This is a genomic window from Burkholderia seminalis (genome assembly GCF_001718535.1).
Taxonomy (GTDB): Bacteria; Pseudomonadota; Gammaproteobacteria; order Burkholderiales; family Burkholderiaceae; genus Burkholderia; species Burkholderia seminalis.
In genome coordinates, this window is sequence record NZ_CP013398.1 from 750,482 (window position 1) to 764,682 (window position 14,201).

13 protein-coding genes are annotated in these 14,201 nt (G+C 67.8%); 6 read left to right on the plus strand and 7 right to left on the minus strand.

Features of this window, described 5'->3' with window-relative positions; all coding sequences use genetic code 11:
* Positions 1–47: 47 nt before the first annotated feature.
* The 3 genes from dnaK (at position 48) to pabB (ending at position 5,272) form a co-directional block, all read left to right on the plus strand.
* Complete coding sequence (dnaK, locus tag WJ12_RS03360) at positions 48–2,000, plus strand: molecular chaperone DnaK (protein ID WP_021162213.1); 1,953 nt, start codon at positions 48–50, stop codon at positions 1,998–2,000.
* 265 nt (positions 2,001–2,265) lie between these two features.
* The gene (gene dnaJ / locus WJ12_RS03365) at positions 2,266–3,402 is read left to right on the plus strand and encodes a molecular chaperone DnaJ (protein ID WP_034187169.1); all 1,137 of its coding nucleotides are present in this window, start codon (positions 2,266–2,268) and stop codon (positions 3,400–3,402) included.
* A gap of 4 nt (positions 3,403–3,406) precedes the next feature.
* Positions 3,407–5,272, plus strand: a complete 1,866-nt coding sequence (pabB, locus tag WJ12_RS03370) for an aminodeoxychorismate synthase component I (protein ID WP_059557317.1) — start codon at positions 3,407–3,409, stop codon at positions 5,270–5,272.
* A gap of 116 nt (positions 5,273–5,388) precedes the next feature.
* Here pabB and panB read toward each other — a convergent pair whose 3' ends face one another.
* From panB to hda, 6 genes are read right to left on the minus strand one after another with little or no spacing between them, the layout of a single operon-like run.
* The gene (panB, locus tag WJ12_RS03375) at positions 5,389–6,204 is read right to left on the minus strand and encodes a 3-methyl-2-oxobutanoate hydroxymethyltransferase (RefSeq protein WP_034187171.1); all 816 of its coding nucleotides are present in this window, start codon (positions 6,202–6,204) and stop codon (positions 5,389–5,391) included.
* A 43-nt stretch (positions 6,205–6,247) separates the two neighbouring features.
* Complete coding sequence (locus tag WJ12_RS03380; RefSeq protein ID WP_034187172.1) at positions 6,248–6,934, minus strand: deoxynucleoside kinase; 687 nt, start codon at positions 6,932–6,934, stop codon at positions 6,248–6,250.
* Complete coding sequence (folK, locus tag WJ12_RS03385) at positions 6,931–7,473, minus strand: 2-amino-4-hydroxy-6-hydroxymethyldihydropteridine diphosphokinase (RefSeq protein WP_034187173.1); 543 nt, start codon at positions 7,471–7,473, stop codon at positions 6,931–6,933. Before folK ends, WJ12_RS03380 begins: the two co-directional genes overlap by 4 nt.
* Before the next feature lie 35 nt (positions 7,474–7,508).
* On the minus strand, positions 7,509–9,047 hold the full coding sequence (gene pcnB, locus WJ12_RS03390) for a polynucleotide adenylyltransferase PcnB (RefSeq protein WP_034187174.1): 1,539 nt from the start codon (positions 9,045–9,047) through the stop codon (positions 7,509–7,511).
* A 5-nt stretch (positions 9,048–9,052) separates the two neighbouring features.
* Positions 9,053–9,730 carry a histidinol-phosphatase gene (locus WJ12_RS03395; protein ID WP_049028593.1) on the minus strand — a complete coding sequence of 226 codons (678 nt, stop codon included), beginning with the start codon at positions 9,728–9,730 and terminating at the stop codon, positions 9,053–9,055.
* Between the two features lie 11 nt (positions 9,731–9,741).
* Positions 9,742–10,476 (minus strand): DnaA regulatory inactivator Hda, encoded by a 735-nt coding sequence (gene hda / locus WJ12_RS03400; RefSeq protein ID WP_034187176.1) that lies wholly within the window; start codon positions 10,474–10,476, stop codon positions 9,742–9,744.
* 250 nt (positions 10,477–10,726) lie between these two features.
* Here hda and purM point away from each other — a divergent pair, with 250 nt between their 5' ends.
* Both purM and WJ12_RS03410 read left to right on the plus strand, forming a co-directional pair.
* Positions 10,727–11,782, plus strand: coding sequence for a phosphoribosylformylglycinamidine cyclo-ligase (gene purM, locus WJ12_RS03405; protein WP_034187177.1), 1,056 nt, complete (start codon positions 10,727–10,729; stop codon positions 11,780–11,782).
* Positions 11,783–11,894: 112 nt separating this feature from the next.
* On the plus strand, positions 11,895–12,290 hold the full coding sequence (locus WJ12_RS03410) for a YybH family protein (RefSeq protein ID WP_049028592.1): 396 nt from the start codon (positions 11,895–11,897) through the stop codon (positions 12,288–12,290).
* Between the two features lie 21 nt (positions 12,291–12,311).
* Here WJ12_RS03410 and tet(64) read toward each other — a convergent pair whose 3' ends face one another.
* On the minus strand, positions 12,312–13,505 hold the full coding sequence (gene tet(64), locus WJ12_RS03415) for a tetracycline efflux MFS transporter Tet(64) (RefSeq protein ID WP_063896719.1): 1,194 nt from the start codon (positions 13,503–13,505) through the stop codon (positions 12,312–12,314).
* 62 nt (positions 13,506–13,567) lie between these two features.
* Between tet(64) and tetR the strand changes: the two genes are divergently transcribed.
* The gene (tetR, locus tag WJ12_RS03420; protein WP_059557316.1) at positions 13,568–14,200 is read left to right on the plus strand and encodes a tetracycline resistance transcriptional repressor TetR; all 633 of its coding nucleotides are present in this window, start codon (positions 13,568–13,570) and stop codon (positions 14,198–14,200) included.
* The last annotated feature ends 1 nt before the right edge of the window (position 14,201 follow it).

A 14,201-nucleotide genomic window follows, 5' to 3' on the forward strand; every position in this document is an offset into this window, starting at 1 on the left:
ACGCGGGTTTTCGCGCAGCAAACAGGCATTTCTGGAGATTAGGAAAAATGGGAAAGATCATCGGTATTGACCTCGGCACCACGAACTCGTGCGTCGCCATCATGGAAGGCAACCAGGTCAAGGTCATCGAGAACTCGGAAGGCACGCGCACCACGCCGTCGATCATCGCGTACATGGACGACAACGAAGTCCTCGTCGGCGCGCCGGCCAAGCGTCAGTCGGTGACCAACCCGAAGAACACGCTGTTCGCGGTGAAGCGCCTGATCGGCCGCCGCTTCGAAGAGAAGGAAGTCCAGAAGGACATCGGCCTGATGCCGTACTCGATCATCAAGGCCGACAACGGCGATGCATGGGTCGAAGCACACGGCGAAAAGCTCGCGCCGCCGCAGGTTTCGGCGGAAGTGCTGCGCAAGATGAAGAAGACGGCCGAAGACTACCTCGGCGAGCCGGTCACGGAAGCCGTGATCACGGTGCCGGCGTACTTCAACGACAGCCAGCGCCAGGCGACCAAGGACGCTGGCCGCATCGCGGGCCTCGAGGTCAAGCGGATCATCAACGAGCCGACCGCGGCCGCGCTCGCGTTCGGCCTCGACAAGGCCGAGAAGGGCGACCGCAAGATCGCCGTGTATGACCTCGGCGGCGGCACGTTCGACGTGTCGATCATCGAGATCGCGGACGTCGACGGCGAAATGCAGTTCGAAGTGCTGTCGACCAACGGCGACACGTTCCTCGGCGGCGAAGACTTCGACCAGCGCATCATCGATTACATCATCGGCGAGTTCAAGAAGGAGCAGGGCGTCGACCTGTCGAAGGACGTGCTCGCGCTGCAGCGCCTGAAGGAAGCCGCCGAAAAGGCGAAGATCGAGCTGTCGTCGAGCCAGCAGACCGAAATCAACCTGCCGTACATCACGGCGGACGCGTCGGGCCCGAAGCACTTGAACCTGAAGATCACCCGCGCGAAGCTGGAAGCGCTGGTGGAAGACCTCGTCGAGCGCACGATCGAACCGTGCCGCATCGCGATCAAGGACGCAGGCGTCAAGGTGTCGGACATCGATGACGTGATCCTGGTCGGTGGCCAGACGCGCATGCCGAAGGTCATGGAGAAGGTGAAGGAGTTCTTCGGCAAGGATCCGCGCCGTGACGTGAACCCGGACGAAGCCGTCGCAGTCGGCGCGGCGATCCAGGGCCAGGTCCTGTCGGGCGACCGCAAGGACGTGCTGCTGCTCGACGTGACCCCGCTGTCGCTCGGTATCGAGACGCTCGGCGGCGTGATGACGAAGATGATCAGCAAGAACACGACGATCCCGACGAAGCACGCACAGGTGTACTCGACGGCCGACGACAACCAGGGCGCCGTGACGATCAAGGTGTTCCAGGGCGAACGCGAAATGGCAGCGGGCAACAAGCTGCTCGGCGAGTTCAACCTTGAAGGCATTCCGCCCGCACCGCGCGGCGTGCCGCAGATCGAAGTGACCTTCGACATCGACGCGAACGGCATCCTGCACGTCGGCGCGAAGGACAAGGCGACCGGCAAGGAAAACAAGATCACGATCAAGGCGAACTCGGGCCTGTCCGAAGCCGAAATCGACCAGATGATCAAGGACGCGGAAGCGAACGCGGCGGAAGACCACAAGCTGCGCGAGCTGGCTGATTCGCGCAACCAGGGCGACGCGCTGGTCCACAGCACCAAGAAGGCGCTGACCGAGTACGGCGACAAGCTGGACGCGGGCGAGAAGGAAGCGATCGAAGCGTCGCTGAAGTCCCTCGAGGAAGTGCTGAAGGACACGTCGGCCGACAAGGCGGCGATCGACGCGAAGGTCGAGGAGCTTGGCAAGGTGTCGCAGAAGCTCGGCGAGAAGATGTACGCCGACATGCAGGCCCAGCAGGCAGGTGCGGCTGGCGCGGCCGGTGCGGCGGAAGGCGCGGCCCACGCGGGCGGCGCCCAGCAGGCCGCCGACGATGTCGTCGACGCCGAGTTCAAGGAAGTGAAGAAGGACTAAGCCGGGTTGCAATGGCACCGCACGCCGCGCGCGAAACCGCGCGCGGCGCGACTGACCAGCGGCTGAAAAGCGGTCTGTCTTTCCTTCCGGATGGCCGGATCGACTCCACGCCTGGCGGGCCTCGCGGCCCTCCGGGCACATTTGTTTTTTGGCGGGTGCTGCGCGAGCCGTCCGCGGACGGCGCAGCGCCAGACGAGTCGAGAGACTTTACTGCAGGCGAAAGGAGCCGCCGTGTGCGCGATGCGTGGCGGCACAGTGAATCGATATGGCGAAACGGGATTACTACGAGGTTCTGGGCGTCGCGAAGAATGCGAGCGACGACGAAATCAAGAAGGCATATCGCAAGCTTGCGATGAAGTATCACCCTGACCGCAATCCGGACAGCAAGGATGCGGAAGAGCATTTCAAGGAGGTGAAGGAAGCCTATGAAATGCTGTCGGATGGCCAGAAGCGGGCCGCGTACGACCAGTACGGCCACGCGGGCGTCGATCCGAACATGGGCGGTGCGGGCGCACAGGGCTTCGGCGGCTTCGCGGATGCATTCGGCGACATCTTCGGCGACATCTTCGGCCAGGCCGCGGGCGGCGCCGCACGCGGCGGCCGCGGCGGCCCGCAGGTGTACCGCGGCGCCGACCTGCGCTACAGCATGGAAATCACGCTCGAGCAGGCCGCGCACGGCTACGACACGCAGATCCGCGTGCCGAGCTGGGTGTCGTGCGAGGTGTGCCACGGGTCGGGCGCGAAGCCCGGCACGAAGCCGGAAACCTGCCCGACCTGTCATGGCCAGGGCACGGTGCGCATGTCGCAGGGCTTCTTCAGCATCCAGCAGACCTGCCCGAAGTGCCATGGCACGGGCACCTACATCCCCGAGCCGTGCGTGCACTGCCACGGGTCGGGCAAGGTGAAGGAAACCAAGACGCTCGAAGTGAAGATCCCGGCCGGGATCGACGACGGGATGCGGATCCGCTCGGCCGGCAACGGCGAGCCGGGCATCAACGGCGGGCCGCCGGGCGACCTGTACGTCGAGATCCACATCAAGCCGCATGCGGTGTTCGAGCGCGACGGCGACGATCTCCATTGCCAGATGCCGATCCCGTTCACGACCGCCGCGCTCGGCGGCGAGATCGAGGTGCCGACGCTGGCCGGCCGTGCGTCGTTCCCGGTGCCGGAAGGCACGCAGTCGGGCAAGACGTTCCGCCTGCGCGGCAAGGGCATCAAGGGGCTGCGTTCGAGCATCGCGGGCGATTTGTACGTGCACGTGCAGGTCGAGACGCCCGTGAAGCTGACCGACACCCAGCGCGATCTGCTCAAGCAGTTCGAGAAGTCGCTGGCCGAGGGCGGTGCGCGTCACAGCCCGCAGAGCAAGAGCTGGTTCGACCGTGTGAAGAGCTTCTTCGAGTAACGGCATGACTGAAGGCAACGAGAGCGCGTCGTTCGCGCTCTTGGACGATTGCGACTCGACCGCGTCCGCGCGGTCGAGTCGTTTGTATTCGGGATTCGTGCGCGAACGCGTGTGCACGGATCCGGCGCGGCTCGACGACATCGATGCGGCGGTCGCGCAGGACCTGCGCGACGGGCTGCACGCGGTCGTCGTCGGCGATTATGAATTCGGACGCAACCTGCAACGGGCGCAGCCGGGCCAGGCCCCGCTGCGCTTTTTGCTGTATGCGCGCTGCGAGCGCCTGTCGCGCGACGAGGTCGACGCATGGCTCGCGCGGCAGGACGGCGGCGGCGCGCCGTCGATCGCGGGCGTTGCGCATGTCGCGAAGAGCGTGTCGCGCGACGCGTTCGATGCAGCGATCGCCGCGGTGCACGACGCGCTGCGCGCGGGCGACTCCTACCAGGTCAACTACACGTACCGGCTCGATTTCGACGTGTTCGGCACGCCGCTCGCACTGTACCGGCGGCTGCGCGCGCGTCAGCCCGTGCGGTACGGCGCGCTGATCGCGCTGCCCGGCGGCGCGTGGGTCGTGTCGTGCTCGCCCGAGCTGTTCGTCGAGAAGCACGGCGACGTGCTGCGCGCGCGGCCGATGAAGGGCACCGCGCCGCGTTCGGCCGATCCGCGCGACGATGCGGCGGCCGCCGCGTTCCTCGCGAGCGATCCGAAGAACCGTGCGGAAAACGTGATGATCGTCGACCTGCTGCGCAACGACGTGTCGCGGATCGCGCGCACCGGCACCGTCAAGGTGCCGGCGCTGTTCTCCGTCGAACCGTATGCGTCGGTGTGGCAGATGACGTCGACGGTCGAGGCCGGCTGGCGCGACGGCACGACGTTCGCGCAGATGCTGCGCGCGCTGTTTCCGTGCGGGTCGATCACGGGCGCGCCGAAGTACAAGACGATGCAGTTGATCGATGCGATCGAGTCGACGCCGCGCGGGCTTTATACGGGCGCGATCGGTTGGCTCGACGCACCGGGTGACCGCGCGGCCGGCTGCGGCGATTTCTGCCTGTCGGTCGCGATCCGGACGCTGACGCTCGACGGAGCCGAGACCGGTGTCGACCCATCCGGTGCGGCAACGCGGCATCATGGCACGATGGGGGTCGGCGCGGGCATCGTGCTCGACAGCGTCGCGGCCGACGAATATGCGGAGTGCGAATTGAAAGCGCGATTCCTGACGGATGCCGATCCCGGTTTCCAGTTGTTCGAAACGACCGCGGCCACGCGTGCGGACGGCATCCGGCATCTCGATCGACACCTCGCGCGGCTGCAGCGCAGCGCGGATGCGTTCGGCTTCCGCTTCGACGCCGACGCGTTGCGTCGCGAGATCGACGCGCGCTGCGCGGCGCTCGACGGCGACGGCGCGTACCGGATGAAGCTCGCGCTGGCGAAGGACGGCATGATCGAGATCGTCGCGGCGCCGCTGAAGCCGCTGCCGGCGGGGCCGGTCGGCGTACTGCTGGCGTCCGCGCACGGTTTCGCGCCGACCCGCGCGAGCGACGCGCTGCTGCTGCACAAGACCACGCGCCGTGCCGAATACGACCGCGCGTGGCAGGCGGCCGAGTCGCTCGGCGGTTTCGACATGCTGTTCGTCAACGAACGCGGCGAGGTGACGGAGGGCGGCCGCTCGAACCTGTTCGTGAAGCTCGACGGCCAGTGGGTGACGCCGCCGCTGGCGTGCGGCGTGCTGCCGGGCGTGATGCGCGGCGTGCTGCTCGACGACCGGGCGTTCGGCGCGGTGGAGCGCGTCGTGACCCGCGACGATCTTGCGCGTGCGCAAGGGTTGCTGCTGACCAATGCATTGCGCGGTGCGCTCGACGCGGTGTTGACGTGACGATGTGACGGAGCGGGCCTCGCGCTCGCGCCGGCCACCGGACTTTCAGCGCACCAACGAAAAGCGCGGCACCCCGCAAAGGGCGCCGCGCTTTTTCACATCCGGCCGATGACGCGTCAGAACGAGTGCTCGGGGCCGGGGAACGACCGATCCTTCACCGCGCTCACATAGGCTTCGACAGCCGCCTGAATGCTCGGCTGGCCCTGCATGAAATCCTTCACGAAACGCGGCCGCTTGCCGGGGAATACACCGAGCATGTCGTGCAGCACGAGCACCTGCCCCGAGCAGTCGACGCCCGCGCCGATGCCGATCGTCGGAATCTTCAGCATGTGCGTGACTTCGGACGCGACGAGCGTTGGCACGGCTTCGAGCACGACGAGCTGCGCGCCCGCGTCCTCGACCGCGCGCGCATCGCGCAGCAGTTGCGCGGCGCCGGCTTCGGTCTTGCCCTGCACCTTGAAGCCGCCGAACGCATGCACCGATTGCGGCGTGAGGCCGACGTGCGCGCACACCGGCACCGAGCGCTCGACGAGGAAGCGGATCGTATCGGCGAGCCATTCGCCGCCTTCGAGCTTGACCATCTGCGCGCCGGCGCGCATCAGCTTGACCGAGTTCGCGAACGCCTCGGCCGGCGTGCCGTACGTGCCGAACGGCAGATCGGCGACGACGAGCGCGCGCGGTTGCGCGCGAGCAACGCAGGCCGTGTGGTACGCGATGTCGTCGAGCGACACGGGCAGCGTGGTCGTATGGCCCTGCAGCACGTTGCCGAGCGAATCGCCGATCAGCAGCACGTCGGTGCCGGCGCGATCGAGCAGCGCGGAAAAGCTCGCGTCGTAGCAGGTGAGCATCGCGATCTTCTCGCCGGCGTCGCGCATTGCCTGCAGCTTGGGCACCGTCACGGCAGGCCGGCTCGATTCCTGGAGATAGGTCATGGGAAATCCGGGTCGATAAGTGAGGAACGACAGGCGGGACGCGTCAGCGCGTCGTCTCGCCCTTGACGAAGAACTCCTTGCGGCCGCGCATCGTCTCGATGCGCTCGATCAGCAGGGCGAGATCTTCGGGGGAATCCAGCGGGTTCAGGTGTTCCGCGGCGACCGTCAGCACCGGCGTGCGGTCGTAGTGGTAGAAGAATTCGTTGTACGCGTCGACGAGCGAGCGCAGGTACGCATCGCTGATCTGCAGCTCCATCGGCAGCCCGCGCTTCTGGATGCGCGAGAACAGCACTTCGGGGCTTGCCTGCAGATAGACGACGAGGTCGGGCGACGGCGCCTGCGGCACGTCGACGTGCGTCGCGACCGCACGATACAGCTGCCATTCGTCTTCCGGCAGGTTCAGCCGCGCGAAGATGTCGTTCTTCTGCGGCATGAAATCGGCGATGACGGGGCGGCCCGTGTCGAGCGCGCCGATCAGCTCGCGCGCCTGTTGCGCGCGCTGCAGCGCGAACGACAGCTGCACGGGCAGCGCGTAGCGCGCGGTGTCGCGGTAAAAACGTTCGAGAAACGGGTTGTCCTGCGGGCGTTCGAGCAGCGTCTGCATCGACCAGCGCTCGGCGAGCAGGCGCGCGAGCGTCGTCTTGCCGACGCCGATCGGGCCTTCGATCACGAGATAACGGTGCGGGGCGCGCAGGTCGGGTGCGGTGACGGTCAGCGGAGTGGAGTTCATCGGCAGCGGGTCTTGTCGGCGTCTTCGCCGGCAGCGAGCGCCTTCTGCATCGGGCACTGGCAGGTTTGCACCTTCTCGACGCGCTGGTCTGCCACGGCTGCGAGGAAGGCATCGGCACGGCCGCGCGCGGGAATGTCGAGCGCCGGTTCGATCTCGACGAGCGGCACGAGCGCGAACGCACGGTCGGTGAGGCGCGGGTGCGGGACGATCAGGTCGGGTTCGTCGATCGAATCGGCGCCGAACAGCAGGATGTCGAGGTCGAGCGTGCGCGGCGCGTTGCGATACGGGCGCTCGCGCCCGAAGTGATGTTCGATCTTCTGGCAAAGCGCGAGCAGTTCGCGCGCCGACAGCGTCGTATCGAGCTTGACGACGCAGTTGTAGTAGTCGTCGCCGCCCGCTTCGAAGGGCGCCGTGCGATACAGGCTCGATTTGCCGAGGATCGAGATGGTGCGCTGCTGCGCGAGGCACACCACCGCGTCCTTCAGGGTCTGGCGCGCATCGCCGAGATTCGCCCCCAGTCCGATATATGCAACCGTCATGGCATCACTTCCTACGTCGTTCGCCGGCGAGCGCGTCAGTCGTCGGACCCGCCCGAGGTATCCGGCACCTGCTCGGCCGCACCTTCATCCGGCTTGCGGTTTCGCACACCGCCGCGGCGGCGCCGCTTGCGGGGCGATTTTTCCTTCGAGCCGCCCTGCGTGAGCAAGGCCTCGCGAGCGGCCGCGTCGCCTTCGATGAAATCCGTCCACCACTGTCCGACTTCCGCATCGAGCTCGCCGGATTCGCAGCGTAACAGGAGGAAATCATACCCCGCTCTAAACCTTTGGTGTTCCAGCAGCCGCATCGCGCTGCGGCCCGAGCGCTTCTCGAGGCGCAGCTGCAGGCCCCAGATTTCGCGCATGTCGGCCGAATAGCGCTTGTGGATCGCCAGTTTCTCGGTCTGCATGTCGAGCACGTCGTCCATCGCGCGATGGAGCGCCGGCACCGGAATTTCGCCGTCGGCCGTGTATTGCTCGAAGCGCTGGCGCATGTCGTGCCACAGCAGCGTCGCGAACAGGAAGCCCGGCGACACCGGCTTGCCGGCGCGCACGCGGGCGTCGGTGTTGTTCAGCGCGAGCGTGATGAATTTCTCGCCCTGCGGCTGTTCGAGCACGACGTCGAGGAGCGGCAGCAGCCCGTGGTGCAGGCCTTCCTTGCGCAGCCGCGTCAGGCACGCGAGCGCGTGGCCCGACAGCAGCAGCTTCAGCATCTCGTCGAACAGGCGCGCGGCCGGCACGTTGTTGATCAGGTCGGCGAGCGCGTGGATCGGCTCGCGCGTATGCGGCTCGATCTCGAAGCCGAGCTTCGCCGCGAAGCGTACGACGCGCAGCATCCGCACCGGATCCTCGCGGAAGCGCGTGGCCGGATCGCCGATCATCCGCAACAGGCGGGCGCGCATGTCGGCCATCCCGTCGTGGTAGTCGAGCACCGTCTGCGTCGACGGGTCGTAGTACATCGCGTTGATCGTGAAGTCGCGGCGCGCGGCGTCTTCGTGCTGCTCGCCCCACACGTTGTCGCGCAGCACGCGGCCGCTGGCGTCGACCGCATGCGTGCGGCGATCGAGTTCGTCGCGCTTCAGGCGCTTCGGCGGCTCGGCGGTGGCGGCCTCGGGCGGCGCGTCGACCAGCGCGCGGAACGTCGACACCTCGATCAGTTCCTGGCCGAACTGCACGTGGACGATCTGGAAGCGGCGGCCGATCAGGCGCGCGCGGCGGAACAGGCGCTGGACTTCGGTCGGCGTCGCGTCGGTCGCGACGTCGAAGTCCTTCGGCGCGATGCCGAGCAGCAGGTCGCGTACCGCGCCGCCGACGATGAACGCACGAAAGCCCGCCTGCTGCAGCGTGTCGGTCACGCGCACGGCGTTCCTCGAGATCAGCGCTGGATTGATGCCGTGCACGCTGGCCGGCACGACGGTCGGCTCATGGTTGCTGCGCGGCTTTTTCGTGCCGGCGCCGCGGGCGCCCTTCGGCGCGCGCGGGGCAGCAGGGGCCGCTTCGTCGGCCGGGGCCGCTGCGGGAGACGTTTGCCCGGTTTCGTCCTGACCGAGCAGCTTGCGGATGAATTTTTTGATCACGACGTTCAGAAAAGATCGAGGATACGCCAGCCGCGGGTGCTTGCATGCGCACGCAGCGTGTCGTCAGGGTTGGTCGCGATCGGGTCGGTGACTTTCTCGAGCAGCGGGATGTCGTTGTGCGAGTCGCTGTAGAAATAGCTGTGCGCGAAGTCGTCCCAGTGCTTGCCGAGCGATGCGAGCCATGCTTCGGTCCGCACGATCTTGCCTTCGCGGTAGCTCGGCGTGCCGGTCGGCCGGCCCGTGTAAGGCGAGTCGGGATGCCCGTCGGTCGTCTCGACCTCGCACGCGATCAGCGTATCGACGCCGAACGCGGTCGCGATCGGGCGCGTGATGAACTCGTTGGTCGCGGTCACCACGCAGCACAGGTCGCCCGCGTCGAGGTGCTTGCGCACCAGTTCGAGCGCGGCGGGCGTCATCGCGGGCCGGATCACCTCGTGCATGTACTGCTCGTGCCATTGCGCGAGCTGCGCGCGCGAATACTTCGCGAGCGGCGTGAGCATCGCCGTGAGGTACGCGTGGATGTCGAGCTTGCCGGCCTTGTAGTCGGCGAAGAACTGATCGTTCTGCCGCGAGAAGCTTTCCGCGTCGACGATGCCGAGCTTCACCATGAAGCGGCCCCATTCGTGGTCGCTATCGGTGGGGATCAGCGTGTGATCGAGGTCAAAGAGTGCCAGATTAGTCATGGAAGCGCATTTTACTCGAAGCGGTTCGGGCCCGTGCCCGGTGGTGTGATGTCGTCGCCGGGACGCGCGAGCATCCGGCGCAGCAGCGGCAGCGTGACCGCGCGTTTTTGCTCGAGCGAGAAGCGGTCGAGCGCGTCGAGCAGCGCCATCAGGCTCGGCATGTCGCGGCGGAAATGGGTCAGCAGGTAGGCGGCGATGTCGTCGGTGAGCGCGATCCCGCGCTCTTTCGCGGCGAGCTTGAGCACCGCGATCTTGCCGGCGTCGGACGGCGGCGACAGGTGGAACACGAGCCCCCAGCCGAGGCGCGTGCGGAGATCCTCGCGCACGTCGAGCGCGAGCGGCGCCGCGGGGCCCGCCGCGACGAACGCGCTCGACGGGTGCGCGCGCACTTCGTTGAACAGATTGAACAGCGCGACCTGCTGCGCGTCGCTCATCCGGTCGCAGTCGTCGATCGCGTAGATGCCGATGCGCGGGTCGAACGTGAACGCGCCGAGCGGGCTCTGCGGCGTCAGGTAGCGCGCATAGCCGTACGACGCATCGCTCACGAGCGCCTGCAGCAGGTGGGTGCGGCCGCTGCCGGGCTCGCCCCAGATATAGAACGACCGGTCCGGCACGGGGCCCGCCGCGAGCGCGAGGTCGAGCTTCTGCAGGCGCGAGATGAGCTCGTCGTTCTCCTCGTTCATGATGAAGTTGTCGAACGTGGCGGGCGGCGGCGTGCCGAGATCGAGCGTCAGTTGACGGGACACAACAGTCACAATGCAGGTCGGTTGAAAATACGCGCGCCGTACGCCGGGCGCGCCCGGGGGCTTGCGGATCCGTGGGCTTCACGCGCGGCCGCACGCACGGCGCCGCGCGGGTTTCGGCGCGGACGGCTCGGCGATGAAAACGGGGACGTGTTGACCAAGATGCAATCCCTGACGATTCGGTGCTGGGAATTCCGGCCAACGGGCCGGCTTCGGGTAAAATCGCATTTTACCGACCTTCTCGCATTCCCCCATGAATCCTCCGAAATCCGCTCCCGACGCTCAGGGTCTGTCCTATCGTGACGCAGGTGTCGACATCGACGCAGGCGACGCGCTCATCGACAAGATCAAGCCTTTTGCGAAGAAAACCCTGCGCGACGGCGTGCTCGGCGGCATCGGCGGGTTCGGCGCGCTGTTCGAAGTGCCGAAGAAGTACCAGGAGCCCGTGCTCGTGTCGGGCACCGACGGCGTGGGCACCAAGCTCAAGCTGGCGTTTCATCTGAACAAACACGACACGGTCGGCCAGGATCTGGTCGCGATGAGCGTGAACGACATCCTCGTGCAGGGCGCCGAGCCGCTGTTCTTCCTCGACTACTTCGCGTGCGGCAAGCTCGACGTCGACACGGCCGCCACGGTCGTCAAGGGCATCGCGCAGGGCTGCGAACTGTCGGGCTGCGCGCTGATCGGCGGTGAAACGGCCGAAATGCCGGGCATGTACCCGGACGGCGAATACGACCTGGCCGGCTTCGCGGTCGGCGCGGTCGAGAAGAGCAAGATCATCGACGGCAGCACGATCGCCGAAGGCGACGTGGTGCTGGGCCTCGCGTCGAGCGGCATCCATTCGAACGGTTTCTCGCTCGTGCGCAAGATCATCGAGCGCGCGAACCCCGACCTGTCGGCCGATTTCCACGGCCGCTCGCTCGCCGACGCGCTGATGGCCCCCACGCGCATCTACGTGAAGCCGCTGCTCGCGCTGATGCAGAAGCTGCCGGTGAAGGGCATGGCGCACATCACGGGCGGCGGCCTCGTCGAGAACATCCCACGCGTGCTGCGCGAAGGCCTCACCGCCGAGCTCGACCAGAACGCCTGGCCGCTGCCGCCGCTGTTCAAGTGGCTGCAGGAGCACGGCGGTGTCGCCGATGCGGAAATGCACCGCGTGTTCAACTGCGGCATCGGCATGGCCGTGATCGTCTCGGCGGCCGATGCCGACGCGGCGATCGCCGACCTGACCGCCGCCGGCGAACAGGTGTGGAAGATCGGCACCGTGCGTGCGACCCGCGAAGGCGAGGCGCAGACGGTCGTGGTCTGACGCGCCGCCAGCAGCAGATGCCGCAAGGAAAGCCGCCCGGAGTCGATCCGGGCGGCTTTTTTTTCGGGCGCCGCGCGGCATGCGGACGCGCGCCGATGAAGGAGGGACGACGATGACCGAAGACGAACATGCGATCCGCGCGCTTGTGGAAAACTGGTTCGTGTCGAGCCGGCGCGGCGATCTGGCCACCGTGCTCGACCTGATCGCCGACGACGCGATCTTCATGGTGGCCGGCAAGCCGCCGTTCGACAAGGCGGCGTTCGCGGCTGCGTCGCGCGACGCGAACGCGGGCGCCGAGCACGCGCCGACGATCGACGGCCGTTACCGGATCGACGAACTGCGCGTGATCGGCGACTGGGCGTACATGCGCAATTTCATCGAGATTGACGCGACGCCGCCGGGCGGCGACACGATTCGCCGCTCGGGCCCTACGCTGACGATCTTCCGCAAGACCGACGGCCGCTGGCAGCTCGTGCGCGACGCGAATCTCGTGACGCTCGTGCGTTGAGCGCGGCGGCGCCGCCGACGCTCAAGCGGACGGCCGCGGCGCGTTCGCCGGACGCGCGCCGGCCAGCAAGGGCGGCACCAGCAGGTAGAGCAGCGCGGCGGCGGCCCACACCAGCCCCGGCCACGTTGCGCGCGTCGCCGCATAGGTCGCGGTGACGACCAGCGGCCCCGCGACGCCGATCAGGCTCGCCACGCTCGCGAGCGTACCCTGCAGTTCGCCCTGGCGTGCATCGTCGACCTGCCGCGCGAGCATCGCCTGCAACGCCGGCAGCGTCATGCCGCCCGCCGCGAACAGCGGCAGCAGCGCGAACGGCACCCACGCGGCGGTCGCGAACGCAATCGCCACGAGCCCGAGCGCGTCGCCCGCGAGGCCCAGTGCGAGCGCGCGGCGCTCGCCGAGCCGCGCGATCAGCGGCCCGATCGCGAACGCCTGCGCAAGCGCGTGGCACGCGCCGTAGCCGGCGAGCGACAGCCCCGCGACCGGCGTCGACCAGCCGAAATGTTCCTGGCCGTACAGGATCCACAACGTCGCGGGCGCTTGCGACACGAGCGCCACGATCACGTAGATGCCGACCAGCGGCGCAAGCGCGGGCGCGCCGCTCAGCCGGCGCAGGCTCGCGAACGAGTTGAGCGCGCCGGCCGCCTGGCCTTCGCGGGCCGAACGCGGCCGCGATTCCGGCAGCGCGCGCCAGACCAGCGCGAGGTTGAGCGCATTGAGTAGCGCGGCCGCGACGAACGGCGCGCGCAGATGCAGCGCGCCGAGCAGCCCGCCGATCAACGGGCCTGCGATGAAGCCGATGCCCATCATCGCGCCGAGCTGGCCGAAGCGCCGGGCGCGGTCGGGTTCGGCCGTCACGTCGGTCACGTAGGCGGTCGCGACCGCGACGTTCGCGCCGGTGATGCCCGCGATCAGCCGCCCGACGTAAAGCCAGGCGAGCGTCGGCGCGAGCGCCATCAGCAGATAGTCGAGCGCGGCACCCGCGAGCGACGCGAGCAGCACCGGGCGGCGGCCAAAACGGTCGCTCAGCGCGCCGAGCAGCGGCGCGCACAGGAACTGCGCGAACGCGTACAGCGCGAGCAGGATCCCGTAGTGGGTGTCGATGCCGCCCGCGCCGGCGAGCGCGCGCAGCAGCCCGGGCAGGATCGGCATCACGATTCCGACGCCGATCGCGTCGAGCAGGACCGTGGCCAGGATGGCAATCAGGGATGGATTCAAGAGGGTCACTCTATCGGTGATAGAGTGGTGATTATTCCATGGTTTCCCTATCGGTGATAGAGATGAAGGACACAGGGGCGCGACTGACGCGCGACACGGTATTGCGCGCGGCGCTCGACTTGCTGGACGAAGTGGGGATCGATGGACTGTCGACGCGGCGGCTCGCCGAGCGGCTTGGCGTGCAGTCGCCGACGCTGTACTGGCATTTCAGGAACAAGGCCGAACTGCTCGACGCGATGGCGGAGGCGATCATGCTCGAGCGCCACGACGCGTCGCTGCCGCGGCCGGGCGTCGTGTGGGATGTGTGGCTCGCGGAGAATGCGCGCAGTTTCCGCCGCGCGCTGCTGGCTTACCGCGACGGTGCGCGCCTGCATGCCGGGACGCGGCCGCGCGCGCTGCATTTCAGCTCGATCGAACGCAAGGTCGCGCTGCTCGGCGAAGCGGGTTTCGCGCCAGAGGAGGCGGTCGACGTGATGTATGCGCTGGGCCGCTTCGTGGTCGGATGGGTGCTGGAGGAGCAGGCGAAACCGGACGGCGACGCCGAGGCGCCGCTGCCGGATGCGGCCGAGTATCCGCTGCTCGCGAAGGGATGGGCCGCGCTGCGCCAACGCAGCGGCGACGAGGCGTTCGAGCGCGGCATCGCGTGGCTCGTCGACGGCGCCCGTGCGCGGCTCGCGGCGCGCCGGGCCGGCTGAC

What these genes read in the sequence shown, in the direction of transcription:
- WJ12_RS03395 (WP_049028593.1), bottom strand. Translation starts at nt 9,730, where the DNA reads ATGACTAATCTGGCACTCTTTGACCTCGATCACACGCTGATCCCCACC.
- dnaK (WP_021162213.1), top strand. Translation starts at nt 48, where the DNA reads ATGGGAAAGATCATCGGTATTGACCTCGGCACCACGAACTCGTGCGTC.
- folK (WP_034187173.1), bottom strand. Translation starts at nt 7,473, where the DNA reads ATGACGGTTGCATATATCGGACTGGGGGCGAATCTCGGCGATGCGCGC.
- dnaJ (WP_034187169.1), top strand. Translation starts at nt 2,266, where the DNA reads ATGGCGAAACGGGATTACTACGAGGTTCTGGGCGTCGCGAAGAATGCG.
- tetR (WP_059557316.1), top strand. Translation starts at nt 13,568, where the DNA reads ATGAAGGACACAGGGGCGCGACTGACGCGCGACACGGTATTGCGCGCG.
- panB (WP_034187171.1), bottom strand. Translation starts at nt 6,204, where the DNA reads ATGACCTATCTCCAGGAATCGAGCCGGCCTGCCGTGACGGTGCCCAAG.
- WJ12_RS03410 (WP_049028592.1), top strand. Translation starts at nt 11,895, where the DNA reads ATGACCGAAGACGAACATGCGATCCGCGCGCTTGTGGAAAACTGGTTC.
- purM (WP_034187177.1), top strand. Translation starts at nt 10,727, where the DNA reads ATGAATCCTCCGAAATCCGCTCCCGACGCTCAGGGTCTGTCCTATCGT.
- WJ12_RS03380 (WP_034187172.1), bottom strand. Translation starts at nt 6,934, where the DNA reads ATGAACTCCACTCCGCTGACCGTCACCGCACCCGACCTGCGCGCCCCG.
- pabB (WP_059557317.1), top strand. Translation starts at nt 3,407, where the DNA reads ATGACTGAAGGCAACGAGAGCGCGTCGTTCGCGCTCTTGGACGATTGC.